Origin of the sequence: Streptomyces sp. NPDC038707 (assembly GCF_040636485.1) — a bacterium.
In the GTDB taxonomy this organism is placed as follows: domain Bacteria; phylum Actinomycetota; class Actinomycetes; order Streptomycetales; family Streptomycetaceae; genus Streptomyces.
This window is the reverse complement of sequence record NZ_JBEZUP010000002.1, coordinates 426,094-448,602: the sequence shown is the minus strand read 5'-3', so window position 1 is coordinate 448,602 and position 22,509 is coordinate 426,094. Positions and strand designations below refer to the sequence as shown.

The following is a 22,509-nucleotide window of genomic DNA, read 5'->3' as shown; positions in this document are numbered from 1 at the left end:
TCACCGCCGGCCGGTCAGGGCGTTGCCGGCCGCCGTCGCCGCCTGCTTCCTGGCCACTTCGGCGAGGAACTCGGTGACCTGGCCAGCGTCGCTGGTGAAGCCGTCCAGCGGCCCGGCGGGCGAGCGCAGGTCCACCCGCACGGAGTTCGCCCGCACCAGTGTGGCCAGCACGACGTTGCGGGACGCGGCCTCCCGCACCAGGCCGGTCAGATCGGCCAGGGGGGCCTCGGTCTCCGCCCGCACCGCGAACCGGAGGTTGTGGAACCGGGCCGGGATGTCCGCGGACACGTTGAGCATGCCGCGGATGTCCAGCCGCCCGGACGACTCCACCTCGACGCCGTCGAGGGGGATGCCGCGCCGGGCGGCCAGGGCGCGCACCTGGTGTGTGAGGTCGGCGGAGACCGCGGCCAACAGCAGCTCCTGCGGGTTGGGACCGCGGTCGAGGCCGAGCATCTGCTTGGACTGGTCCACCACCAGCGCGGGCCGTTCACGGCGTAGTTCCCCGCCGGGGGCGAAGGTGGTCGTGGCCGTGGCCTGGACGCCGTACTCCCAGGTCAGCTCGGCGGTCAGCTCGAGCCGGGTGCCGTTCGCGCCGGCCGGTGCGGGGTCGGCCCGGTCGAGCTCAGCCGCGTCCGGCGTGCCGTCGGGGCGCACCGCCACCGCGGCCAGCCGGTAGCTGCCCTCGTCCAGGAACGCCCTGTGATTGGGGCTGAAGCAGGTGACGAACCGGCTGACCTCACGCACGCTGTCCGCCGAGCCGTCGCAGTCGGCCTCGACGAGGTAGCGCAGGTCGTGCAGGGCGGTCTCACCGCCGGTCCACCGGCCGTGCGCGTCCACCTCCACCGCCGCGGTCACCGTCACCCGCAGCGAGGTGATCGTGACTCCGCGGGCGGAGTAGCCGTGCACATGCGTGATCAGCACACAGGCGCCGAGTGCCGCCACCGCCGCCTCGTAGGAGGACAGACCGCCGAGTCGACGGGCGCTGTCCTGCGTGAAGGGGATCCGGAAGGAGCGGGCCATCCGCTGGGTGCCGTGGTGGGCGGTCCGGATGCTCACCTCCGCTCCGGAGAGTCCCGGCACGGCCGAGGCGTGGAAGTCGATCACGGCCTCGGCCGGCTTGTCGCCGATCTCGTGCACCAACTCGGAAGCGCCGCTGATGTCAAGCCCGTTGCGCATAGGTGGTCCGCCTTCAGATTCCGTTGAGGGCCTGGTCGATGTCCGCGATCAGGTCGGCGGCGTCCTCCACCCCGGCCGACAGGCGCACCAGTCCCGGTTCTATGCCGATGTCCCGGCGCTGTGCTTCGGTGAGGAAGCTGTGCGAGGTGTTGAACGGCAGGCTGACCAGCGACTCCACTCCGCCGAGGCTGGTGGCCACCTGGGGGATGGTGAGCCGTTCGAGCAGCTTCAGCGCCGCCTCGTCGCCGCCGGTCACCTCGAAGCTGACCATGCCGCCGAAGCCGTCGCGGCAGATCTCCCGGATCGCCGGGTACGCGTAGTCGGGCAGCGAGGGGTGGTGCACCCGGCGCACCTTCGGGTGTCCGGCGAGGAACCCGGCCAGCTCGGTCGCGTTCGCCACGTGTGCGCGCATCCGCAACGCGAGGGTCTTCAGCCCGCGTTCCAGGAGGAAGCAGGGGAAGGCGTCGATCGATCCGCCGAACTTCAGCATCTGCTTCCACAGCCGGTCCATGTACTTGCGGGAGCCGACCGCGATGCCCGCCGTGAGGTCGCTGTGGCCGCCCAGGTACTTGGTCGCGCTGTGGATCACCACGTGCGCGCCCAGTTCCAGCGGGCGCAGACAGTAGGGGCTGAGGAAAGTGTTGTCCACCACCAGAAGCAGGTGGTTGCGCTCGGCGTACTCGCCCAGCTCGGCCAGCGGTACCGCCTTCAGCAGCGGGTTGGTCAGTGTCTCGAAGTACAGCACCTGCGTCTCCGGCCGGACGGCCGAGACAATCGCTTCCATGCTGGTCGCGTCGGTGAACGTCACCTCGCGGCCGAGTTGGTACATGTCCTCGCGCAGGAGGTTGTAGCTGCCGCCGTAGATGTCCCGGGAGGTGACGATGTGCCCGCCGCGGTTGGTCAGGGCGAGCAGCGTCGTGGTGATCGCCGCCATGCCGGAGGCGAACACCACCCCGCTCTCCGCGTTCTCCAGTGCGGCGACCTTCTCCTGCACCACCCACTGGTTGGGGCTGCCGTAGCGGCCGTAGATCGGCACGTCCCGGATGTGTCCCTGGTCGAACGCCCCGTAGGTGTGCTCGTTGAACTCGTAGGTGCTGCTGGCGAAGACGGGTGTGCCGACCGCACCGGTCACCGGGTCGATGTAGGTGCCGCTGTGGACGCTCTGGGTGCTGGGGCCGACCACATCGTCGAACACGCGCTGCTGGGGCAGTCGCGGCCCCGGAACCCGGCCTCGTCCGAGGCTGTTCGACCAGGGCCGGTCCTCCCCCGGTCCCGCGGTGTCACCGATCGCTTTGGCCATGTCTGAGCCCCTTTCTCGTCGTCGGCGGTGCCGCCGGTGCGGTCGCCGGTCCGGTCGCCGGTCTCACCGTCGAAGCCCGTGTCAGGAGGCTTGTGACGATGTCCTCGGCGTCCTGGCCGTGGAACACGTTGATGCCGACGCGCCGCTCGCTGCCGGCGTCGCGCCGGGCGAACCCGATGCCCAGCCCGTACACCCCCGCGAGCGGGCCCTTCGGCCCGAGCACCCGGCACGCCTCGCCCACGGTGATGCAGCCGTGCTCGCGTTCCAGCGGGACGGGTGTGCCGTCGGCCTCGACCATCTCGGGCGCGGTGCCGCGGTAGCCGCTGGAGTGCACGACCACCGCGGCCCCGGCGATCGCCCGGCGTGCCTCGGCCGTGCCGGCCGGGCACAGCCGGACGCGTGCCTCCGCGCGGGCCAGGACCGCCAGGCACAGCTGCCGGGCGGCACCGCGCAGGCCGCTGAACCGGTTCACGGCGCCGGTCTCCCGGCAGACCACCGGGCGCTTCATCGGCGGTGTCCCGGCGAGCGGCCCCGCGGCGGCGAGTTCGGCGACGCCCGGGAAGCTCAGCGCGATCTCCCGGTGCACCACGGTGATCTGGCCCGGCCGCACCGCGCCGCCGTACCTGGCGAGCATCAGGCCGACCGCGGCGAACCCGCTGTGCGAGCCGCCGACGACCACCACGGGGCGCCCCGCCCGGACCGCGTGCCCGACCTGGTCGAGGTCTCCTGCCAGCAGGCGTGCGGACGGCACCAGCCGGTCGCCGGGCACGCCGTGCCGTGCGGTGTCCTCGGTGGCGCCGGTGGCCAGCACGACGGCGTGGCTGCGCAGCACCGGCCGGCCGGCGGTGCACAGGCTGGTGAAGGTGCCGTCGGCGTTGCGCCGGACCCGGCGCACCTCGCGTCCGTAGCTGATCCCGCCCGCGGTGCCGTCCAGCCAGCCGGTGATCTCGTCCGCCAGGTCGGCCAGATACTCGCCGACGTGCTGGAGGGGCACCTGGCGTTCGCCCTGCTCCACCAGCTTGCGTCCGGCCGGGCGGTCGAGCACCTCGCCGAACCGGCCCGCGGGGTCCACCCCCGCGACGAAGTCGCGCGCCGGGGAGTTCGACTCGATCAGGAAGGGGAAACGGCTGGTGCGCAGCACGCCGGGGCCGAAGGCACGGTCGACGAACGTCATCCCGTGCGTGGCGAGGCTGCTCAGCTCGCCCATCCGGTCGGCGGCCAGGGGCAGTCCGAGCGTGGCCGGCCCGAAGCCGATCACCTGCACGAGGGGGGTCATCGGCGGTCCTCCCGGCGGATCAGCCCGGCCACCTCGGCCGCCCGGGCCGGCTCCACCACGCTGAAGTGGTCACCGGCGATGGTGTGCCACCGTGCTCCGGGCAGCGTGGCGGGGTCCACGGCCGAGCGGAGCGGGACGAGGTGGTCCGGTCGGCCGGCGCGGAAGCCGTCCTCGGCCGTGACGACGGTGACCGCCGGCTTCGCGTCCGGGACGAACCGGTAGGCGCACAGCGCGGTGGCGTTGGTCCGGTACCGGTCGAACAGCCCGGCCATGGCCGGGTCGGAGAGGTCGGTACCGGCCGGGTCGCCCCGCCGCCCGCCGGACAGGTCACGGGTGAAGGCGCGCCGCAGTTCCGCTTCCGCGACCGCCCTGCCGGGCCGGCGCGGCAGCCACGGGTCGAGCATCACCACGGACCAGGCGCCGTCGGCGAGCCGGGCCATCTCATAGGCGACCGCCGCTCCGTACGACCAGCCGACCAGCCGCACCCGGGCGCCGGGGAAGGCCGCGCCGACCCGGGCGTGGTAGCGCCTGGCCATGCCCGGTACGGTCGGCTCACCGGTGGGTCCGGTGTCGGCGGCGATCCCGTACACCGCGTGGTCGGTGGCCAGTTCGCGCACCAGCGGCCGGTAGCACAGCACGTCACCGCCGACCGGGTGGATGAGCACCAAGGGCTCCCCGCTGCCGTCCAGGTACGTGACCGCCGTCGGCACGGTGGGCCGGGCCAGCACGGCGGCGAGGTCCCGGACGGTGCGGTGCCGGTGGAGGGTGACCAGCGGCAGCCGGACACCGAACTCCCGTTCAATGCTGTTCAACAGCACCGCGGCCGTCACCGAGTGGCCTCCGCGGGCGAAGAAGTCGTCGGTCACCCCGCTCGCCGGGACGAGTGCGCGCCACAGCTCGAGGAGCGTCTCCTCGACCCGGCCGGCGGGCGCCACGGCGGTGGCCGTGGGCTCCGGCCGGTACGCGGCCAGCCGCGCTCGGTCGACCTTCCCGTTGGCGGTCAGCGGGAGGCGTTCGTGCACCACCAGCGAGACGGGCACCAGGTAGTCGGGCAGCCGGGTGCGCAGGGCGGCCAGCAGGCCGTCTGGGTGCCGGGCGCCGGGCCCGTCGAGGACCACGTGTCCGACGAGACCGCTGCCCCGGTCGTCCCGGCGCACGACGGCGGCGGCGGCCCGCACCCCGTCCTCGTCGAGCAGGGCGCGCTCCACCTCGCCCAGCTCGACCCGCATGCCGTTCACCTTCACCTGGCCGTCGCGCCGGCCGAGGAACTCCAGCGTGCCGTCCGGCCAGTAGCGGGCCCGGTCGCCGGTCCGGTAGAGCCGGGTGCCGTCCTGCGGATGCGTGAGGAACGCCTGCCGCGTCAGCTCCGGGTCGTTGAGATACCCGTCGGCCAGACCGCGGCCGGTGATGTAGAGGTCACCGGGCACCCAGTCCGGACGGTCTGCCAGAGATCCGTCCAGCACCCGGAACCCCTGGTTGGCCAGCGGATGTCCGTACGGGACGCTGGTCCACCCGGTCGGCACCGGACGCGGCACCGGGTACCAGTTGGACCAGATCGACGCCTCGGTCGCGCCGCCGAGGCTGACCAGGCGGGCCTGGGGCAGGCTCGCGGCGAGCCGGTCCCCGAGGGTGACCGGCACCCAGTCACCGCTGACCATGGCCAGCCGCAGCGCCGGCAGGTCCGGGCGGGCCGCCGCCTCCCGGTAGTCCAGCAGCATGCCGAGGTGGGCGGGGACGCTGTTCCACACGGTGACCCGCGCGGTGGCGCACAGCTCGTGCAGGGCGGCGGCGTCACCGGCCGCGCCGCCCTCCGGCACGACCACCGTGCCTCCTGCGGCCAGCGTGCCGAAGACGTCGAACACCGACAGGTCGAACGTGGCCTCGGCCAGCGCGAGCACCCGGTCGTCCGGGCCGATGCCGAACCGGGCCAGCAGGTCGGTGAGGGTGTTCGCGGCGCTCCGGTGCCGGATCATCACGCCCTTCGGCTCCCCGGTGGTGCCCGAGGTGAAGATCACGTAGGCGAGCGACTCCGGGGAGACCGCGGGAAGCGGCGTGCCCGGATCCGCCGGGGCGGCACGTCCCGCGAGCACGGAGCCGAGGTCGAGACGGTGCAGGCCCTCCTCCCCGGGGCGGCCGGCCGCGTCGTCGGTGACCAGCCGGCGCGGCCGGGCCCTGTTCACCACCTGCCGGACCCGGGCGGCCGGCCACCGCGGGGCGAGCGGCACGTATGCCGCGCCGGCGGCCAGCACTCCGAGCATCGCGGCCACCTGCCGCCAGCCCCGCTCCACCCGTACCGGCACCAGGTCACCCGGGACGCAGCCCGCCGCGAGCAGCGCCCGCGCCACGCGTGTCGCGGCGGCGGCCAGCTCTCCGTAGCTGACCGTCCGGTCGGGGGCGACGACCGCGGGCGCGTCCGGGGTGCGCCGCGCCGCGAGGAACACCGGCTCGTGCAGGGTGGCCGGGGGCACCGGTACGGCCGTGTCGTTCACCCGGGCCCGCACCGCGAGCTGCGCGGCCGGGGCGCTGACCGGACGGGTGTGCTGCCACGCCCCGGGCTCATCGCACAGGGTGCGCAGCAGCTCGCGGTAGCCGGCGAACATGGCGTCGACCAGACCGGGCGGGTACGCCTCGTCGACCGTGTCCCAGTTGGCGACCAGGCGGTTGTCGCTGTCGAAGACCTGGTGGTCGAGGCTGACCTGCGGGGTGTGCACGGCTCCGGCGATCCGCCGCCAGCCCAGCCGTTCCAGGAAGATGCCCTCCTTGGAGTCGCCGCCGATCACACTGGCGAACACCACCGGCATCGCCGGGGACCGGCCGGCGGCGCGCCGGCTGTTGAGCGCACGGATGCCGTCCACCCCGCTGTACGCGCCGTGCGCCAGGTCGGCGGCCAGTTGCGCGCCGAGCGACCTGGCCCGGTCGGCGAAGGTGCCGTGCCCGGCCCGGCACTCCAGCAGCAGGGTGTCACTGAAGTTGCCGAGGACACGCGGCACGTCCGGGTGCAGCGGCTGCCGCTCCCCGTACATCACGTTGAGCGTGAAGTCGGGTGACGCGCTGTACTGCCGCAGGATCTCGCAGAACGCCGCGCACAGCGCGACCGTCACGGTGACCCCGTGCTCGGCGGCCCTGGCCTTGAACGCCTGCCACCGGTGGGGCGGGAGCACCACGGTGCGGCGGGTCATCCCGGCCGTCACCGGCTCGCCCCTGCCGCGGGGCAGTTCCGGGGCGGGCGGCAGGCCGGGCAGCCGGCGGAGCCAGTACCGCGTGCTGTCCGCGTCGGCGCCGGAGGCCCGCCGCGCGGCGAGCGCCAGCCGGTAGTCACGGTAGGTGCAGCCCGGTTCCGGGAGCCGCCGGCCGGCCAGCAGGGCGCGCAGCTCGTCGGCGAAGAGGTCGCCGGACGCCCCGTCGAACGCCAGCAGCCGTCCGACGACCTGGACGCGGTGGCAGTCCGCCAGCCGGAACACCCGGAACCACAGCACCGTGCCGGACCCGGCCCCGGGAACCTGTGCGGCCAGCTCGGCGTAGCTCTCCCGCAGTACCGCCTCGGCCTCCTCCTCGGCCGTGCCCCGCAGGTCGCGGTAGTGCAGGGGCGGCTGCTGCGGGGGCGGCAGCACCCGCTGGGTGCCGTCCGCGTGGAACGCGGCGCGCAGCATCCCGTGCCGGCGCACCAGGGCGAGGACCGCCGCGGTGAACCGCGGCAGGTCGAACTCGGCGACCCGGTAGTCCTCGACGAACACGGCCGGCCCGCCCAGGTCGAACCCGCCGGTCTCGCCGAGCAGGTACGCCTGCTGGAGCGGGGACATCGGGAACGCCTCGGCCGGCTCCGGCACGGGCAGGGTGGCGGCGTCCGGGCGGTCCGCCGCGGGACGGGGTCCGCCGGCCCGGGCCTGTTCCAGCCAGGCCGCCACCGCGGCGAAGGTCTGGTGTTCCAGGACCAGGGTGCGCGGCACCTCGATCCCCAGCGCGTCGCCGAGCCGGGCGGCCAGTGACAGGGCGAGCAGCGAGTACCCGCCGAGTTCGACGAAGGTGGCCTGCTCGGACCAGTCGCCGGCGAGACCGAGCGCGTCGCACCACAGCGCGCGCGCCTGCTCCCTGACGCTCTCGGGCCGGGACATCGGCGTCCGGCTCATCGCGCACCGCCTTCCCGCACGGACCCGGCCGCGCGGGCCGGCTCGCCGAGCGTCATCGGCAGCGCGGCGGGGCGGCGAAAGGTCCATCCACCGATCTCCGGCACCGGGCCGGCGACCGCGGCATCGGGGAAGCGGCGCAGGAACGCGGCGAAGAACCGGGTCGCCACCTCGATCGCCATGTGCGTGCCGAGGCAGGAGTGCGGCCCGTGACCGAAGCCGAGACTCGCGCGCTCCTCCCGGTCCGGCCGGAAGCTCTCCGGGTCCGCGAAGACGCTCTCGTCCCGGTTGCCACTGCCGAGCAGCAGCTTCAGCGGCCGGCCCGCGCCCACCGGCACGCCCCCCAGCCGGGTGTCGGCCCGGGCGAAGCGCACGGTGTCCATCTGGGGCGGCTGCCAGCGGATCACCTCGCGCACGACCCGGCCGAGCACGGCGTCGTCGGCCCGCCCGCGCGCGGCCCACCGAGGGAACCGGCAGAGCGTGACCATGGTGTTGGCGAGCAGCCCGGCCGAGGTCTCCACGCCGGCGGCGAGCACGAGCAGCACCATGCCGACCGCCTCCTCCAGGTCCAGCTCACCGGCGCGCACGAAGGCGCCGAGCCGGCCGGTCACCGTGTGGTCCGCGGACTCGGGATCGCGCAGCAGGCGCCGTGCCAGTGCGCACACCTCGTGGCGGAGCCGGGTGGCGACGGCGAAGTCCTTGCTGCTGCCGTCGAGGTGTTCGAGCAGGTAGCGGAGGTGGCTGAACACCCAGTCCCGCTCCTCGGGCGGGATGCCGAGGAACGCGGCGGTCACGGACGCCGGCAGTTCCCGGGCCACCGCGGTCACGAAGTCGAACTCGGCCAGGCCGGCCAGCCGGTCCAGGACCTCGGCGACACACCGGTCCACCGGCCCGGTGAAGGGCACGTTGTCGGGCCGCCCGACGAGCAGACTGCCGAGGCTCCGGCGCAGCCGGGTGTGCCGGGGCCCGTCGAAGTCGAGCAACGTGGGGCCGAACACCTGCCGCGACACCCGGAACGGATAGTCGACGGTGAAGTCCGGGCCGGTCAGGCAGGTCTTGATGTCGGCGTGCCGGAACACGCAGAACATCCGCACCGACGGCACCCACAGCACGGGGTGCTCCCGGCGGTACCGGGCGAAGACCTGCCAGAGTTCGTCGCCGAGCTCCGGCGACAGGAAGTCCACGTGTCTCATCGCGTGTCAGTTCTGCCCGTCCGCGCCGCCCGGCCGCGCGGGGCCGACGAAGGTGCCGTAGATCAGGTCGGTCGTCGCGAAGGTCTCGATGGTCGCCTGTTCCAGGTCGATCGGCCGTCCGGCCAGGCTCTCGATCAGCGCGATCAGCTTGATCACCGAGAACGAGTCGAGCACGCCGATGTCGAAGAGATTGTCGTCACCGCCCACTCCGGACATGGTCCGGCCGTCGCCGAGTGCGCTGACGAACGCGGCGAACTCGGCGTCGAACTCGCTCCGGCTCACCGTGGGGTTCCCGTCCGGCATGTCAGATTCCGCCTTCGTGTCGTTCCGTGCCGGGCGCGGCCGGGCCGATGCCGCCGGCCAGCGCGTGCATGCCCCCGTCGGCGTGCACCACTTGGCCGGTGGTCCACCTGGCCAGGTCGGACAGCAGAAACAGCACCGCACCGACGATGCGGCCCGGGTCGGTCCGGTCCCAGCCGAGCGGCGCCCACCGTTCGTAGTGGTCGGCGATGTCGTCGAAGGTGCTCACCCCGCGTCCGGACACCGACTCGACCGGACCGGCCGCGACCAGGTTGACCCGGATCGCGGACGGCCCGAGGTAACACGCGAGGTAGCGGGCCACGGCCTCCAGCGCCGTCTTGTACACGCCCATCCAGTCGTAGCCCGGCAGCGCCCGCGCCGAGTCGACCGTCATGCCGACCACGGAAGCGCCGTGTCCGCAGCGCGTGAGCAGCGGGGCGAGGGCGGCGGACAGCTGCTGCAACGAGTACGCCGAGGTACGGAACCCGGTCAGGGCACTCTCGGGCGGTGTGGTCAGGAACGCCCCGCCCAGTGCGTCCGGCGGCGCGGACGCGATGCTGTGCAGCACCCCGTCCAGCCGGCCCCACCGGCGGTCGAGCTCACCGACCAGTGCCTCGAAACCCTCGTCCGCGGTGACGTCGAGTTCCAGCACGTCCGGCCGGACCGGCAGCAGGTCGGCGGCCTTGCGGGTGATCCGCGCCGCCCTGCCGAACGAGGTCAGGACGACCTGTGCCCCCTCCTTCTGCAACGCGGCGGCCACGTGCCACGCGATGGACTCGTCGTTGAGGACGCCGGTGACGAGGTACCTGCGGCCGGCGAAGGTCGTCATCAACGGCTGGAGGCGCCGGCCACGACGCGGTCCACCAGCTCGCCGATGCTGACACCGGCCAGTTCGGCGCGCCGGATGTCCACTCCGTACTCCCGCTTGATCGTGCTCATCAGGTCGGCGACGTCGAGCGAGTCGATCTCCATCGTGTCGAACTTGGTCTCCGGGGAGATGGTCTCCTCCGGTATGCCGAGGTCGACGAGCTCGGTACGGATCAGCTCGTGCACGGCTTCCGCGGTCACCACGGTGGGCAGGGACATGGATGTTTCTCCTTATGGTCGTGCGGAGGGCCCGGTGCGGGCGAAGTTCGGGGAGAAGCGCTGCGCCCAGTACCACTGGCGCCAGTAGCTCTCGGCGAGCTCCAGCCAGGTCTCCAGCCGCTCCGCCGAGTCGAGGAACCAGTTCAGGCTGACCAGCAGCCAGCTGTACACGCCCTGGCTGTCCCGGCACTCGCCGCAGTTCCCGGACGTGCAGCAGAACTGGAGGGTCTCGAAGTCGGCGCCGTACACGGCGAACCCGTCCAGTACCGGGTTGCCGTTGCGCACCCGGTCGGCGTGCTCGGGGAGGTCGACGCTGATGCTCGGGCACACCTCGTAGCCGAACCGGCCGCCCCAGTGCGAGCGCCCGGTGATCAGGGCCTCGATCACGTAGGGATGGCTGACCACGGTGTCCGGGTACAGGTCCCTGACCCGCAGCGCCTCCGCGAGGGTCCGCTGCTCGTTCTCCATGCGCAGCGGGTGATCCGTGCCGTGCGCGCTGTAGAAGTTGAAGCTGACCTGGTTGCCGTTGTCCGCGATGGCGCGCACCGTCGGTTCGACGTGTTCCAGACCGTCCTCGTTGAGCGCCAGGACGTACGTGACGCGCGGATCGTCCCGGTAGTGCTTCAAGGACGTCTCGAACAGCCCGGTGAAGGACGAGCCGTTCGGCCGGTGCGCGCGCAGCCGGTCGTCCAGCGGTCCGCCCCCGAAGAGACTGACCGCCACCCCCACATTCTCGAATCCTGCCCTGGGCAGCGGGCGCAGACCATTGGAGGAGATGGTGATGTAGGGGATTTTCTCGATGAACGGAATCATCCGCTGCTGCACCAGCGTCGGTTCCCCGCCGATGAGTGTCGCCTGGGTGACTCCGTCATTGACGAGTTTGTCGACGAACGCGTTGATGACGCCGGGGTCATTGGTTTCCGGAACCGCGGTGTCGAAACCGCCCTCGAAATACCAGCAGCCTTTGCAGCGGATATTGCACGTGGTGGTGAGATGTACTTCGCAGGCCCGGACGCGGCCTCCCATGTCGCGCAGGACCTGGAGCCGTCCGGCCAGATCGGCGCGGTCGGCCAGCAGTTCACGCAGTCGGGTCCTGGATTCCCGCCGACCGGGCGGCCTGGGCTGTGGTGGGTTCAGTCGCAGTGTCGTCTGCATGCCGGCGCGCTCCCGGGTCAGACCGCGTAGGGCAGGTTCAGACCGAGGGCGGTGATGCGCTCGGCCATGTCCTGGCGGTACTGCTCCAGCGCCTCGCCGTTCGTGGTGGCCCGCAGCCGGTACCGGACGGCCAGCTTGGACCGCTCCGAGTTCGGGTTGCCGAACACTCCCTCGAACGTCGGCCAGAGCCGGTCGAGCGCGGCCTGCAGCTCGTCGGTGCGGCCTTCCGCGACCAGGTTGCGGCACACCCGGGCACCGTGCGCGATGTGGATCTTCTCGTCGAGGATGATGGTCCGGACGGCTTCGGCCCACGGCGTGTAACTGCTTTCCGCGAACTCCCGCAGCATCAGCAGCACGGCCGCCTCACCGAAGTAGGAGAAGATTCCGCGCTCGGCCCAGGTGGTGCACGTGTGCAGCCGGTCGTCCGCGAAGAGCCGGCGCTCCGCCAGCGTCTGGGACTCCATGTGGCTGGTGTCGACGCCGATGTCGGCGAGGACCCGCTTGCCGATCTTGTAGTGGTCGTACTCCTCGGCCGCCCGCTCGCAGCAGACCTGCATCTCCTCGGCGTTCGGCGCCAGCGGCAGGAACATCTGGACGTAGTCGTCGCCGCCGGAGATCTCACCCTCGGTGTTGATCACCACCTGGCTGATGAGGATTTTCTGGTAGTCCTTCGGCATCCGCTTGAACTCGTCCGGAGTGCGGACCACTACTTCTTCATCAGCAAATACCGTAACCGCCATACTCGCCCCTTCCGAATCTGTAACAGAGTCAAGTAGGCCCCCTGAGGCAGGCACGGAACTGGCCTAGCTGTTACAGCGGGCGATACTGATGGATCGTCAAGGAGCAGCAGTGAAGTGCCGATGCGGCGTCACCTTGCTCGGTCAACGCGACGGTGACGCTACTTCAGCCATTCCGGAAGCGTCAACGCCCAATTTGCCGGGCCCCGGACAAGGGTTTCCGATTAACGGACACCGACTCTTTGATGTCTCGATGCTGGACACTCCACGAGCGGCGTGGATACGCTGCGAATGCGCCCCGGGAAACCGGTTCGTCTTCTTCCCCTTTTTGAATGGCGGTGACCGGTGAGCGAGCGGGCGGCGGATTTGGTACCCACCGTGCATGAGGCGGCCGCGCTGCTCGCCGAGCTGATCCCGGGCGATCACGGGCTGCGGGTCACCGAGGTGCACCCGCCGGGCCGGCTGGTGTGCACGGCCGGGCCGGACGGCCTGGAGTACGCGCTCGGCGGGTCGGTGTCCGGGCCGACGCTCTTCAAACTGGTCGACTACGCCGCCTTCCTGACCGTCAACGCCTGCGTCGGCGTGATGCGCTCGGCGGTCCTCGCGCAGAGCAGCATCAGCTTCCTGGAAGCGGCCGAGCCGGGCCCGCTGCGGATCACGGTCGACCTCGTGCAACGCGGCATGCGTACGGCGGTCGCCGACGCCCGGGTGACCGACGGCCGCGACTGGCTGGTCGCGATGGCCTCGCTGCACTTCTCGCTGCCGGCCCGCGGGACCCGGCGGACGGCCGCGGCGCGGGACGCCACCGGTCAGCCGCCGTCGCCGATGGGCCGGACGGCATAGCTGCTGTGCTGCCACGGATAGGAGGGCAGCGTCGCGACCGCGCGCACCGCGGCCGGCGGGGAGGGCAGCGGGTGCCCGTCGTCGACCGCGGCCACCGCCGGATGCCGCTCCCCGGCCGCCAGCGCCCGGAGGGCCCGGACCGCGGTGCCGACCCGGTCCGCGCCGACCCACACGGTGTGCTCGTGCCGGGTGCGGCCATGGGTCGCGGTGCAGGCGAAGGCCGGATAACCGGCGGAGCCGGCCCCGGCCAGGTGGGCGGCGTAGCGGGCCGCCAGCTCGCGCAGGGCGGCGGGTGTCCGGGCGGACACGGCGAAGCCGGACACCGGGGTGGCCGGCCGGGCGTCCGCCGGCGGGGGCGGGGACAGCACGAGGTACGCGTTGGTCCCGCTCATCCCGTAGGAGCTGACCGAGGCCCGGCCGCCCGCCCCCGGCGCCCATGGTTCCTCCCGCATGGCGATGGTGACTCCGGTGCCGGCCAGGTCGGCGCCCGGGTTGAGCTCCTCGAAGTGCGGCTGCCGGGGGATGCGGCGGTGGCGCAGGCACAACGCCGCTTTGATCACGCCGAGCACTCCGGCCGCCGCCTCGGTGTGTCCGGTACACGCCTTGACCGACCCCACGTACAGCGGATGCCCGCCCCCGAGCGCGGTCCTGATCGCCTCCAGCTCGATCCGGTCGCCGAGCTGGGTGCCGGTGCCGTGCGCCTCGTGGTAGCCGATGTCGCTCCGCTCCAGACCGAGGGCCGTGAGAAGGGAGGAGATGAGCCTGGTCTGTGCTTCCGGATTCGGGGCGGCGAATGTGCTGGAGGAACCGTCGTGGTTGATCGCGCTGCCGTCGACGACCGCGAGGATGCGGTCCTCGTCGCGTACCGCGTCCGTCAGCCTCTTCAATATGAGCGCACCGCAGCCCTCGCCCCGCACAAAACCGTTCGCCTTCGCGTCGAACGGCCGGGACGTCCCGTCCGGCGAAAGCGCACCGGTTTTCTCCAGGGCCAGTGTCGTCCACGGGGCGAGAATGAGATTCACGCCGGCCGCGACGGCGATGTCGCAGTCCCCCGCGGTCAGCGATCGGCAAGCGGTGTGAACAGCCACCAGGGACGACGAACAGGCGGTGTCGACCGCGAATGCCGGCCCCTGGAGTCCGAGCGCGTGGGAAATACGGCCGGCTGCGAAACTGTGACCGTTGCCGGCCGTCCAGTGCGCGGTCGGTTCGCCCTGGAACCAGCGCCGGTAGTCCTGGCCGGTGACACCGACGAACACGCCGGCGCCCCGCGCGACGCCGGCCGGCACGATCGCCGCGTCCTCGAAGGCCTCCCACACGACCTCCAGCAACAGCCGCTGCTGCGGGTCGACCACGCGCGCCTCGCGCGGGGAGAGACCGAAGAACCGGGCATCGAAGTCGAACACGCCGGACAGGTATCCGCCGCGGGTCACCGTCGCGTCCCACTCGCCGCCGAAGACGGCCCTGCGCTCCGCCGGCAGCTCGGTGACGAGGTCCCTGCCGTCCCTGACCGCCGCCCAGTAGGCGCCGGTCCCGGTTATCCCGCCGGGCGCACGCAGGCTCGTTCCGACAATTGCCACGCGTTTTTCGTCAGCAGCCCCCACGCGTCCTCACTATGGCAGCGGTTCGCCACTGCGTCCAGCCCTCGGCGGGTATCGAAAAAGAGGGACGGACAGTATTGTTCACGCCAACTTCACGGGGGTACTGTCACGTGGTGCATGACGAAGTCGTGATAACAGGCATAGGGGCCGTGACACCGGTCGGAAACGACCGGGAGAGCAGTTGGGACGCAATAGTGGCGGGCCGGTCCGGTATCGCCCGTGTCACTGCTTTCGATCCCACCGGAATGGCCACTCAATTCGCCGGTGAAGTGCGCGGTTTCCAACCGTCCGAACATTTCGACGCCAAGCGCGCCAAGCGCATCTCCCGGTTCACCGCGTTTGCTGTCGTGGCTGCCCGTGAAGCGGTGACGGATGCGAAGCTGCGCGTCGACCGGGACAACCGGGACCGGGTCGGGGTCGTGGTGAACGCCGCGGTCGCGGGCTTCGACACCATCGAGGCCGCCACGCGGCGGGTGGTCGCCGACAGCGAACCGAGCTCCTACTTCGTGCCGTACTCGCTGGCGAACATGGCCAGCTGTGAGGTCGCCATCGACCTCGGCGTGCACGGGCCCGTGAACGCCAACGTGCTGGCCTGTGCCAGCGGCCTGTACGCGCTGCTGGACGCGCGACGCCTGATCCTCACCGGGGAGGCGGACGTGGTGGTCTGCGGCGGCACCGACTCGGCGATAGCACCGGTGTTCATGAACGGACTGGCGTCGATGGGCGCGCTGTCCCAGCGCAACGACGACCCCGCCGGGGCCAGCCGGCCCTTCGACGCCGGCCGGGACGGCTTCGTGCTCGGCGAGGGATCGGTGGTCATGGTCCTGGAGTCGGCGGCGCACGCCCGCCGGCGCGGCGCCACCCCCTATGCCACCGTCAGCGGTGGCGCGCTGACCTGCGACGCCTTCCACGTGAGCGCTCCCTCTCCGACCGGCGAGCACACCACCGCGGCGATCCGGACCGCGGTCCGGCGGGCCGGCACCGCACCGGAGGACATCGACTACGTCTGTGCCCACGGCACGTCCACCAAGGCCAACGACTCCACCGAGACCAAGGCCCTTCGTACGGCGCTCGGCGCGGCGGTGGACCGGATCCCGGTGAGCAGCCCCAAGTCGACCACCGGCCACCTGCTCGCCGGCGCCGGCGCGCTGAGCGCGATGGTGTGCGCCCTGGCCATACGCGACGGCATCGTGCCGCCCACCACCAACCTGGACACCCCGGACCCGGAGTGCGACCTGGATTACGTGCCTCATGTCGCGCGGCGGTTGCCCGTGCGCACCGCCATGGCGAACGCCTTCGGCTTCGGCGGCCAGAACTGCGTCGCGGTGTTCACCGCTCCCGACCGGCTCTGAGGATCCCGAGGGGTTCGATCATCCAGCCATCGCGGTAGGGGTCTTCACACGGCCTTGACCGACCCCACGCTGCCGAACGGCTCACCGGCGCCGAGACGGCCGCGCGGCGGGGGAAGCCGGCCGCTTGCGGGCCCCTCAGGCACCGGTGCCGGCGGTGTCGGCCGCGACCGGTTCCGGGGTGGCGCGCACGGCGGGTGCGGGAAGCCCGGCGGGGCCGGCGTCCGGTACGAGCAGTGCGCGGGCCCCGATCAGGGTGAGCACTCTGTCGACCGCGGGACCGACGGCGTGGACGGCGATGGTCTTGCCCTGGTCCAGGGCGCGCCGGCGCAGCTCCAGCAGGAGGTTCAGGCCGGCGCAGTCGCAGAAGGCGACTCCGCCGAGATCGAGGTCGAGTCCGGAGGCCGAGGCGGCGAGGGCGTCGACGAGGCCGGGCCACAGGGCACGGGCGGAGTCGAGGTCGAGTTCGCCGAGGACGGACACCCGGGTCCGGCTTCCGCACGGCGTGTAGGCGGCGGCCCCCAGGCTGGGCGGCGGGGTGCGGCGGCCGGGGCCGGTGAGGCCGGGTGCCGCACCGGGGACGCCGCCGTGGGCATGGCCATGCATGGTTCACTCCCGCGCGTCTGGTCGCCGATGTACCGGTGTCCACGGCAGCGCCCCCCGGGAGCCGGGTGACACGATCGCAGATACATGAACTGTAATACGTGTTTTCGGATGCGTGAAAGTCCGGTTGGGTAAACTCGGGGCATGGACGGAGTGCCCGAGACACACACTGGCTGGACCTTCCTGACGAACCACGCCCGCGTACTCGCTGCCATCGCGGACAACCAGAACGCGCGCATCCGGGACATCGCCGCGTACTGCCGGCTCACCGAGCGCGCCGTACAGAAGATCATTTCCGATCTCGAACGGGACGGTTACCTCTCGCACCGGCGGGAGGGGCGCGGAAACACGTACCGGATCGATCCCACGCAGGTCCTGCGGCATCCCGCCGAGGCGGACCAGGGTCTGACGGTGGCGGCGCTCCTCTCCCTCCTCGTCCAGGACGAGGCCGACCGCAGCGACCAGGTCAGCCGGCAGCCCGCGACGGCCTGACCGGTCCGAAGGAACGTCCGGCGGACCCGGCGGGCGGCCGAAGGCTCCGTCATCCGCGCTGACGGCTCGGTCGGCGAGGCGGAGACCGTCCACCGCGGGGGTCCGTGTGGCTGCCAAAACCGTTCGATCACCGTCACGGCTTTCCCCTCCTTACGCCGCGGGCCTCCTCGTTCGGGGGACAACGCGTCTATCCGGCGGGCGTCGGGGCATCGCTGGGACTGACCGTACCGGCACCCGGCAGAAGGAAACCCCGTGTCTCTTCGTTCCGTCACCGCGGCCGTCGGCGCCGCCTGCAGTGCCTTCGTCCTGCTTCTGGCCTCTCCGGGCCCGGCCTCCGCGGCGACCGGCCAGTTCCGCTACACCTACACCACCGACGAGGGGTACGAGGCCGTCGGCTTCCTGAACAACCCCGCCGGCGGCCGGTGCGTCAACCTTCCGACGCCGGCCGCCGCGCCCGGGACGGTGTCGCGGGCGCCGAAGAACCGTACGGACGCCACCGCCACCGTCTTCCTCGACGCCGACTGCGAGGGCGACGTCTACTACAGCCTGCGGCCGGGCGCGGGGGCGTCCGACCGCCTGCTGCTGCGCTCCGTCGTCTTCTCCTGAGCAGCCGGCGGGTGAACGGGCCGCCGGGGGGAGCCGGCCGGCGAAAGGTGGATGGCCTTCGGTCTCGCACTGGTGGCCGGGCGGCTCGCGGCGACCGGCGAGAGAGCCGGGACGGTGCTGGTGCGGGTGGAGGACTGGGACGTGCCGGCGCCGCCTGATCACCAGGAGGAGGCCGCCGCCGCGGCCGACCGGTTCCGGAGGGCTCCGCTCCGCCGCCGGGAGGCGGTGCGAACCGAGGTGACATGAGGTGGCTGCGACGGGGTAGGCGGGGCCATGATGACCTGCTCACCGGGGCGGGCGCGGACGACAGGGAGGGCCTGGGATGACGACGGCACTCGTCGGTACGACGATCGCCTCCGGTACGGAGTTGCCGGAGATCGCGGATCCGCAGAAGGTCGCGCCCCAGGACGCCCGTGAGCTGACCAAGACGTTCCTGGACCGGCTCGCCGTGCTGGAGGAAGGCACGCACGAGTACCAGTACGCGCGCAACACGCTCATCGAGATGAACATGTCCCTGGTGCGCTTCGCCGCCCGCCGGTTCCGCAACAGCGGTCAGGACATGGAGGACGTCGTCCAGGTCGGCACGATCGGCCTGATCAAGGCGATCGACCGCTTCGAGGTCTCCCGTGAGGTGCAGTTCACCAGCTTCGCGGTGCCGTACATCGTCGGGGAGATCAAGCGGTTCTTCCGGGACACCTCCTGGTCCGTCCATGTGCCGCGGCGGCTGCAGGAGGCGCGTACCGAACTCGCCAAGGCGAGCGAGGAGCTGCGCAGCCGGCTGGGGCGCGCCCCCAAGGTGTCCGAGCTGGCCGCCCTGATGAACCTCACGGAGGAAGAGGTCGTCGAGGTCCAGATCGCGGCGAACGGCTACAACTCCGCCTCTCTCGACGCCGCGATCACCGGCGACACCGAGGAGGGCGAGGCCGCCCTCTCCGAGTTCATCGGGGAGGAGGACGCCGCGCTGGAACTCGTGGAGGACTTCCACGCCCTGGCCCCGCTCGTCGCCGGTCTGGACGAGCGGGAGCGGCGGATCCTGCACCTGAGGTTCGTCGAGGAGCGGACGCAGGCGGAGATCGGCAAGGAGCTGGGCGTCTCGCAGATGCACGTCTCCCGGCTGATCTCCCGCATCGTGGCCCGGCTGCGCTCGGGGATGCTGGCCACCGGCTGACCCGGCCGGCTTCCGGGTGGGCAGGCGTCGGCTACCGGCCGGCCCTGCTCACCTCTGTGTGGGCAGGCGGACGACCGTCACGAAGAACTCGTCGATCTGCCGGACCGCGGCGATGAACTGGTCGAGGTCGACCGGCTTGGTGACGTAGGCGTTGGCGTGCAGCTTGTAGCTGCGCAGGATGTCCTCCTCGGCCGAGGACGTCGTCAGGACGACGACGGGGATGTGCGCGAGGTCCGGGTCGGACTTGATGCGTTCGAGGACCTGCCGGCCGTCGTACTTGGGCAGGTTGAGGTCGAGCAGGATCAGATCGGGGGTCGGGGCCCCGGCGTGGGCGCCACGGCGGTAGAGGAAGTCCAGGGCCTCCTCGCCGTCGCGGACGACGTGCAGGGTGTTGCCGATCTTGTTGTCCTCGAACGCCTCCCGGGTCATCAGCTCGTCACCGGGGTCGTCCTCGACGAGGAGGACCTCGACGGGCTGTGCGGCGGGCGCGGTCATGCGGGTTGTCCTTCCGGAGTGGTGCGGGCGGGTGCCGTCGCACCGGATGAGGCGGACTCGCCGTCCGGGGCGGTGGGCAGCGTGAGGCAGAAGCGGGTCCCGCCGGTGTGGGCGGTGTCGATCCAGATGCGTCCGCCGTGGAACTCCACGATCTTCTTGCAGACGGCGAGGCCGATGCCGGTGCCGCTGTAGGCGTCCCGGCCGTGCAGGCGCTGGAAGATGACGAAGACCTTCTCGGCGAACTCCTCGGGGATGCCGATGCCGTTGTCCGCCACGCTCAGCAGCACCGACCCGCCGTTCCCGCCGGCCTCGGGGTCGGGTGCGCAGGTGACGCGGATGCGAGGGGCGCGGTCGGGGTGGCGGAACTTGATGGCGTTGCCGATCAGGTTCTGCCAGAGCATGACCAGCAGCGTCGGGTCGCCGGTGACGCCGGGCAGCGCGTCGGGCCGCTCGATCACGGCGCCGGACTCCTCGGCCGCCGCCGCGAGGTTGGCCACCGCCTTGTCCAGGGTCTTGTCCAGGGCCACGGGGACGTGGGCGTCGTTGACGCGGCCGACCCGGGAGAAGGTGAGCAGGTCGTTGATGAGGATCTGCATGCGCTTGGCGCCGTCCACGGCGAACGCGATGTACTGCGTGCCGCGTTCGTCGAGCTTGTCGCCGTACCGCTTCTCGAGCAGCTGGCAGAAGGAGGCGACCTTGCGCAGCGGCTCCTGGAGGTCGTGGGAGGCGACGTAGGCGAACTGTTCCAGCTCGGCGTTGGACCGGCGCAGCTCCACCGCCTGGGCGTCCAGGTCGGCGGCCTGCCGGGTGAGGTGCTCGTGCTGGACGCGGGAGGCGTCGAGTTCGGCGACCAGGCGCCGGCGCATGGCCTCGACGTCGTCGGACACGGCCCGGATGTCGGCGGGGCCCTCGGCGGGGAGGCGGTGCTGGAACTCGCCCTGGGCCACCCGGCGCGAGGCGGTGCGCAGGCGGCCCAGCGGCCGGGCGACCAGGGTGTGGACCAGTACGGCCAGGATCACGGCGGTGAGCAGGAAGGCGGCGACCATGCCGCCCAGCACCCAGTTCCGCACGGTGCGGATGTGGGACAGCTCGTTCCTGCTGTGCTCCCGGGCCTCGGCCAGGTGCCGGTCCTGCGTGCCGAACAGCGCGCGGATGTGGTCGAAGGCGGCCTTGCCGCCCTCGGTGGTGGTCTGGCCGGCGGGCCGGGGCGCGCCCGGGGTGACGCCGGCGATCAGCGGGTCGGCGTACCTGCGGCGCCAGTCGGCCGCCGCGCGCTCGATGGCGTCCAGGTCGTCCCGCAGGACCGTCCGGTCGCCGACGAGCTCGCGCAGCCGGGCCGCGGAGTCGCGTTCGGCCCGCCGGCCCTCGGTGTACGGGGCGAGGAACCGGCGGTCCGCGCCGATGACGTAACCGCGGGCGCCGGTCTCCTGGTTCAGCAGCGCGTTCTGCAGGCGGAGCGCCTCCAGGCGGGCCGGCTGGATGTGATCGGTCAGCTGGTCGGAGACGCGCGAGGTGCGGGCCAGCAGCTCCGCGCCGACCACCGAGCCGGACACCACCAGGGTGATCATCACGGCGAGGGTCAGCAGGAACCAGCCCTGTACGGTCATCCGGCCGCGTCGGCGGGGGCTGGGCGGGGTGGGGGGTGTCGTCTCCGTCACGGTTCCTCGTTCACTCGGGCTGCCGGTGCCACCGCAGGTGCAGCACGGCCACGTCGTCGGCGAGACCGCCGTAGTCCTCGGCCAGTGCCTCGGCACGGGCGATCAGTTCGTCCACGAACGCCTCCGGGGGCAGCGGTGCGATCGAGCGGGCCAGGTCCAGCAGCCCCTGCTCGCCGAGGCGTTCGCGCCCGGGTCCGGTCCGTCCCTCGAACAGGCCGTCGGTGAAGAGGACGACGCCCGCGCCGGCCGGCAGGTCGAGGTCCGTCACCGGCCAGTGGGCCGCGCCGCCGGGCAGCACCCCGAGCGCCGGTCCCCCGGGCACCTCGACCCACTCCACCCGGTCGCCGGTCCGCAGCAGCATCCCGGGGTGGCCGGCCCGCATCACCCGCGCCGAACGGCCGTCCGGCGCCAGGTCGAGGCTGGTCAGCGTGGCGAAGATCTGCTCGCCGGTGCGTTCGGCGACGAGGATCTCCTCCAGGGTGCTCAGCTGCCGGGACCCGGTGGCACCGCTGACCACGAGCGTGCGCCAGGCGATGCGCAGCCCCACGCCGAGCGCCGCCTCGTCGGGGCCGTGTCCCGAGACGTCGCCGACCAGTACGTGCACGCGGCCGTCCGGGGTCTGCACGACGTCGTAGAAGTCGCCGCCGAGCAGCGCCTGTTCCCGGCCGGGCAGATAACGGGCGACGACGTCCGGACCGGCCGCGTCGCGCAGCAGCGGGGTGGGCAGCAGCCCGCGCTCCAGCCGCCGGTTCTCCTCGGCCCGCAGCTGGCCCGCCTGGAGGGCGGCGGCCGCCTGTTCCGCCAGCTTGCGCTGGATGGCGTATCTGACGGCCCGGCCGAACAGCTCGGCGTCGACGCGTCCCTTGACCAGGTAGTCCTGTGCGCCCGCGGCGACCGCGGCGAGCCCGGTGCTCTCCTCGGCCAGGCCGGTCAGCACCACGACCGCCACGTCCGCGTGCCGCCGTACCCGGGCCACGCCCTCCAGGCCGTGGGAGTCGGGCAGGTGCAGGTCCAGCAGGACGCAGTCCGGCGGCTGTGCCGCCAGGGCGGCCCCCGCCTCGGTGAGGGAGCGTACCCAGGTCAGGCGCATGCCCGGGGAGCAGTCGGCGATCAGCTCCTCCACGAGGAGGGCGTCCGCCTCGTCGTCCTCGACCAGGAGGACCGACGGCTCGTGCCAGTCCCAGGCCGTGCCCGCCGTCGTGGCGGGATCGGAGGAGACGCGTACGCCGGCGAGCCCGTACTGTGTTGGGAGCATCCGTCCCCGCTTCCCCTCCAACGCCTCGGCCGAGCTTCTCGGAGCCCCTCGTTGCCATAGGGCAACGAACGAAGCGTACTGGTAGCGGAGCGCAC

Annotated in this window: 21 protein-coding genes; 6 read left to right on the top strand and 15 right to left on the bottom strand. The window is 72.3% G+C overall.

The window, feature by feature from the left end; genetic code table 11:
- From AB0E62_RS04620 to AB0E62_RS04575, 10 genes are read right to left on the bottom strand one after another with little or no spacing between them, the layout of a single operon-like run.
- The gene (locus AB0E62_RS04620; RefSeq protein ID WP_362187931.1) at positions 1 to 1,176 is read right to left on the bottom strand and encodes an OsmC family protein; all 1,176 of its coding nucleotides are present in this window, start codon (positions 1,174 to 1,176) and stop codon (positions 1 to 3) included.
- A gap of 13 nt (positions 1,177 to 1,189) precedes the next feature.
- A complete protein-coding gene (locus AB0E62_RS04615; protein WP_362187928.1) occupies positions 1,190 to 2,476 on the bottom strand; it encodes an aminotransferase class I/II-fold pyridoxal phosphate-dependent enzyme in 1,287 nt (428 codons plus the stop codon).
- A complete protein-coding gene (locus AB0E62_RS04610; RefSeq protein ID WP_362187925.1) occupies positions 2,457 to 3,752 on the bottom strand; it encodes an FAD/NAD(P)-binding protein in 1,296 nt (431 codons plus the stop codon). The genes AB0E62_RS04615 and AB0E62_RS04610 overlap by 20 nt, the downstream gene beginning before the upstream one ends.
- On the bottom strand, positions 3,749 to 7,879 hold the full coding sequence (locus tag AB0E62_RS04605; protein WP_362187922.1) for an amino acid adenylation domain-containing protein: 4,131 nt from the start codon (positions 7,877 to 7,879) through the stop codon (positions 3,749 to 3,751). Before AB0E62_RS04605 ends, AB0E62_RS04610 begins: the two co-directional genes overlap by 4 nt.
- Positions 7,876 to 9,069 (bottom strand): cytochrome P450, encoded by a 1,194-nt coding sequence (locus tag AB0E62_RS04600; RefSeq protein WP_362187919.1) that lies wholly within the window; start codon positions 9,067 to 9,069, stop codon positions 7,876 to 7,878. The genes AB0E62_RS04605 and AB0E62_RS04600 overlap by 4 nt, the downstream gene beginning before the upstream one ends.
- Positions 9,070 to 9,075: 6 nt before the next feature.
- Positions 9,076 to 9,372 carry a hypothetical protein gene (locus AB0E62_RS04595; protein WP_362187916.1) on the bottom strand — a complete coding sequence of 99 codons (297 nt, stop codon included), beginning with the start codon at positions 9,370 to 9,372 and terminating at the stop codon, positions 9,076 to 9,078.
- A gap of 1 nt (position 9,373) precedes the next feature.
- Positions 9,374 to 10,198, bottom strand: a complete 825-nt coding sequence (gene fabI, locus AB0E62_RS04590) for an enoyl-ACP reductase FabI (RefSeq protein WP_362187913.1) — start codon at positions 10,196 to 10,198, stop codon at positions 9,374 to 9,376.
- Complete coding sequence (locus tag AB0E62_RS04585) at positions 10,198 to 10,455, bottom strand: acyl carrier protein (protein WP_362187910.1); 258 nt, start codon at positions 10,453 to 10,455, stop codon at positions 10,198 to 10,200. Before AB0E62_RS04585 ends, fabI begins: the two co-directional genes overlap by 1 nt.
- A 12-nt stretch (positions 10,456 to 10,467) precedes the next feature.
- Positions 10,468 to 11,610 carry a radical SAM protein gene (locus AB0E62_RS04580; protein WP_362187908.1) on the bottom strand — a complete coding sequence of 381 codons (1,143 nt, stop codon included), beginning with the start codon at positions 11,608 to 11,610 and terminating at the stop codon, positions 10,468 to 10,470.
- A gap of 17 nt (positions 11,611 to 11,627) precedes the next feature.
- On the bottom strand, positions 11,628 to 12,350 hold the full coding sequence (locus tag AB0E62_RS04575) for a Phenylacetic acid catabolic protein (RefSeq protein ID WP_362187905.1): 723 nt from the start codon (positions 12,348 to 12,350) through the stop codon (positions 11,628 to 11,630).
- Positions 12,351 to 12,725: 375 nt separating this feature from the next.
- On the opposite strand from AB0E62_RS04575, the gene AB0E62_RS04570 reads away from it, so the two are divergent.
- Positions 12,726 to 13,190: a PaaI family thioesterase gene (locus AB0E62_RS04570; RefSeq protein ID WP_362187903.1), complete on the top strand. Its 465-nt coding sequence runs from the start codon at positions 12,726 to 12,728 to the stop codon at positions 13,188 to 13,190.
- Here the strand turns inward: AB0E62_RS04570 and AB0E62_RS04565 are convergent.
- Entirely contained in the window at positions 13,157 to 14,767 is a 1,611-nt protein-coding gene (locus AB0E62_RS04565; RefSeq protein ID WP_362187900.1) for a beta-ketoacyl synthase N-terminal-like domain-containing protein, read from the bottom strand. The two genes, AB0E62_RS04570 and AB0E62_RS04565, sit on opposite strands and share 34 nt — an antisense overlap.
- Positions 14,768 to 14,916: 149 nt before the next feature.
- On the opposite strand from AB0E62_RS04565, the gene AB0E62_RS04560 reads away from it, so the two are divergent.
- Positions 14,917 to 16,140, top strand: coding sequence for a beta-ketoacyl-ACP synthase II (locus AB0E62_RS04560; RefSeq protein WP_362187898.1), 1,224 nt, complete (start codon positions 14,917 to 14,919; stop codon positions 16,138 to 16,140).
- 135 nt (positions 16,141 to 16,275) lie between these two features.
- Here the strand turns inward: AB0E62_RS04560 and AB0E62_RS04555 are convergent, their stop codons facing one another.
- The gene (locus AB0E62_RS04555) at positions 16,276 to 16,743 is read right to left on the bottom strand and encodes an STAS domain-containing protein (protein ID WP_362187895.1); all 468 of its coding nucleotides are present in this window, start codon (positions 16,741 to 16,743) and stop codon (positions 16,276 to 16,278) included.
- A gap of 141 nt (positions 16,744 to 16,884) precedes the next feature.
- Here AB0E62_RS04555 and AB0E62_RS04550 point away from each other — a divergent pair, with 141 nt between their 5' ends.
- The 4 genes from AB0E62_RS04550 (at position 16,885) to AB0E62_RS04535 (ending at position 19,006) form a co-directional block, all read left to right on the top strand.
- Positions 16,885 to 17,232 carry a helix-turn-helix domain-containing protein gene (locus tag AB0E62_RS04550; RefSeq protein WP_362187892.1) on the top strand — a complete coding sequence of 116 codons (348 nt, stop codon included), beginning with the start codon at positions 16,885 to 16,887 and terminating at the stop codon, positions 17,230 to 17,232.
- Between the two features lie 252 nt (positions 17,233 to 17,484).
- Positions 17,485 to 17,838, top strand: a complete 354-nt coding sequence (locus tag AB0E62_RS04545) for a hypothetical protein (protein ID WP_362187890.1) — start codon at positions 17,485 to 17,487, stop codon at positions 17,836 to 17,838.
- 51 nt (positions 17,839 to 17,889) lie between these two features.
- A complete protein-coding gene (locus AB0E62_RS04540) occupies positions 17,890 to 18,084 on the top strand; it encodes a hypothetical protein (RefSeq protein WP_362187887.1) in 195 nt (64 codons plus the stop codon).
- Between the two features lie 76 nt (positions 18,085 to 18,160).
- Complete coding sequence (locus tag AB0E62_RS04535; protein WP_362187884.1) at positions 18,161 to 19,006, top strand: RNA polymerase sigma factor SigF; 846 nt, start codon at positions 18,161 to 18,163, stop codon at positions 19,004 to 19,006.
- A gap of 48 nt (positions 19,007 to 19,054) precedes the next feature.
- Here AB0E62_RS04535 and AB0E62_RS04530 read toward each other — a convergent pair whose 3' ends face one another.
- The 3 genes from AB0E62_RS04530 to AB0E62_RS04520 all read right to left on the bottom strand — a co-directional run bounded on the left by AB0E62_RS04530 (position 19,055) and on the right by AB0E62_RS04520 (position 22,414).
- Positions 19,055 to 19,501 (bottom strand): response regulator, encoded by a 447-nt coding sequence (locus AB0E62_RS04530; protein WP_362187881.1) that lies wholly within the window; start codon positions 19,499 to 19,501, stop codon positions 19,055 to 19,057.
- On the bottom strand, positions 19,498 to 21,108 hold the full coding sequence (locus AB0E62_RS04525; protein WP_362188118.1) for a CHASE3 domain-containing protein: 1,611 nt from the start codon (positions 21,106 to 21,108) through the stop codon (positions 19,498 to 19,500). The genes AB0E62_RS04530 and AB0E62_RS04525 overlap by 4 nt, the downstream gene beginning before the upstream one ends.
- 61 nt (positions 21,109 to 21,169) lie before the next feature.
- The gene (locus AB0E62_RS04520) at positions 21,170 to 22,414 is read right to left on the bottom strand and encodes a fused response regulator/phosphatase (protein WP_362187879.1); all 1,245 of its coding nucleotides are present in this window, start codon (positions 22,412 to 22,414) and stop codon (positions 21,170 to 21,172) included.
- Between the last annotated feature and the right edge of the window lie 95 nt (positions 22,415 to 22,509).

Excerpts from the sequence above, each read along its gene's own strand:
- AB0E62_RS04620 (WP_362187931.1), bottom strand. The coding sequence starts at position 1,176 with ATGCGCAACGGGCTTGACATCAGCGGCGCTTCCGAGTTGGTGCACGAG.
- AB0E62_RS04615 (WP_362187928.1), bottom strand. The coding sequence starts at position 2,476 with ATGGCCAAAGCGATCGGTGACACCGCGGGACCGGGGGAGGACCGGCCC.
- AB0E62_RS04610 (WP_362187925.1), bottom strand. The coding sequence starts at position 3,752 with ATGACCCCCCTCGTGCAGGTGATCGGCTTCGGGCCGGCCACGCTCGGA.
- AB0E62_RS04605 (WP_362187922.1), bottom strand. The coding sequence starts at position 7,879 with ATGAGCCGGACGCCGATGTCCCGGCCCGAGAGCGTCAGGGAGCAGGCG.
- AB0E62_RS04600 (WP_362187919.1), bottom strand. The coding sequence starts at position 9,069 with ATGAGACACGTGGACTTCCTGTCGCCGGAGCTCGGCGACGAACTCTGG.
- AB0E62_RS04595 (WP_362187916.1), bottom strand. The coding sequence starts at position 9,372 with ATGCCGGACGGGAACCCCACGGTGAGCCGGAGCGAGTTCGACGCCGAG.
- fabI (WP_362187913.1), bottom strand. The coding sequence starts at position 10,198 with ATGACGACCTTCGCCGGCCGCAGGTACCTCGTCACCGGCGTCCTCAAC.
- AB0E62_RS04585 (WP_362187910.1), bottom strand. The coding sequence starts at position 10,455 with ATGTCCCTGCCCACCGTGGTGACCGCGGAAGCCGTGCACGAGCTGATC.
- AB0E62_RS04580 (WP_362187908.1), bottom strand. The coding sequence starts at position 11,610 with ATGCAGACGACACTGCGACTGAACCCACCACAGCCCAGGCCGCCCGGT.
- AB0E62_RS04575 (WP_362187905.1), bottom strand. The coding sequence starts at position 12,350 with ATGGCGGTTACGGTATTTGCTGATGAAGAAGTAGTGGTCCGCACTCCG.
- AB0E62_RS04555 (WP_362187895.1), bottom strand. The coding sequence starts at position 16,743 with ATGCATGGCCATGCCCACGGCGGCGTCCCCGGTGCGGCACCCGGCCTC.
- AB0E62_RS04550 (WP_362187892.1), top strand. The coding sequence starts at position 16,885 with ATGGACGGAGTGCCCGAGACACACACTGGCTGGACCTTCCTGACGAAC.
- AB0E62_RS04540 (WP_362187887.1), top strand. The coding sequence starts at position 17,890 with ATGGCCTTCGGTCTCGCACTGGTGGCCGGGCGGCTCGCGGCGACCGGC.
- AB0E62_RS04535 (WP_362187884.1), top strand. The coding sequence starts at position 18,161 with ATGACGACGGCACTCGTCGGTACGACGATCGCCTCCGGTACGGAGTTG.
- AB0E62_RS04530 (WP_362187881.1), bottom strand. The coding sequence starts at position 19,501 with ATGACCGCGCCCGCCGCACAGCCCGTCGAGGTCCTCCTCGTCGAGGAC.
- AB0E62_RS04525 (WP_362188118.1), bottom strand. The coding sequence starts at position 21,108 with ATGACCGTACAGGGCTGGTTCCTGCTGACCCTCGCCGTGATGATCACC.
- AB0E62_RS04520 (WP_362187879.1), bottom strand. The coding sequence starts at position 22,414 with ATGCTCCCAACACAGTACGGGCTCGCCGGCGTACGCGTCTCCTCCGAT.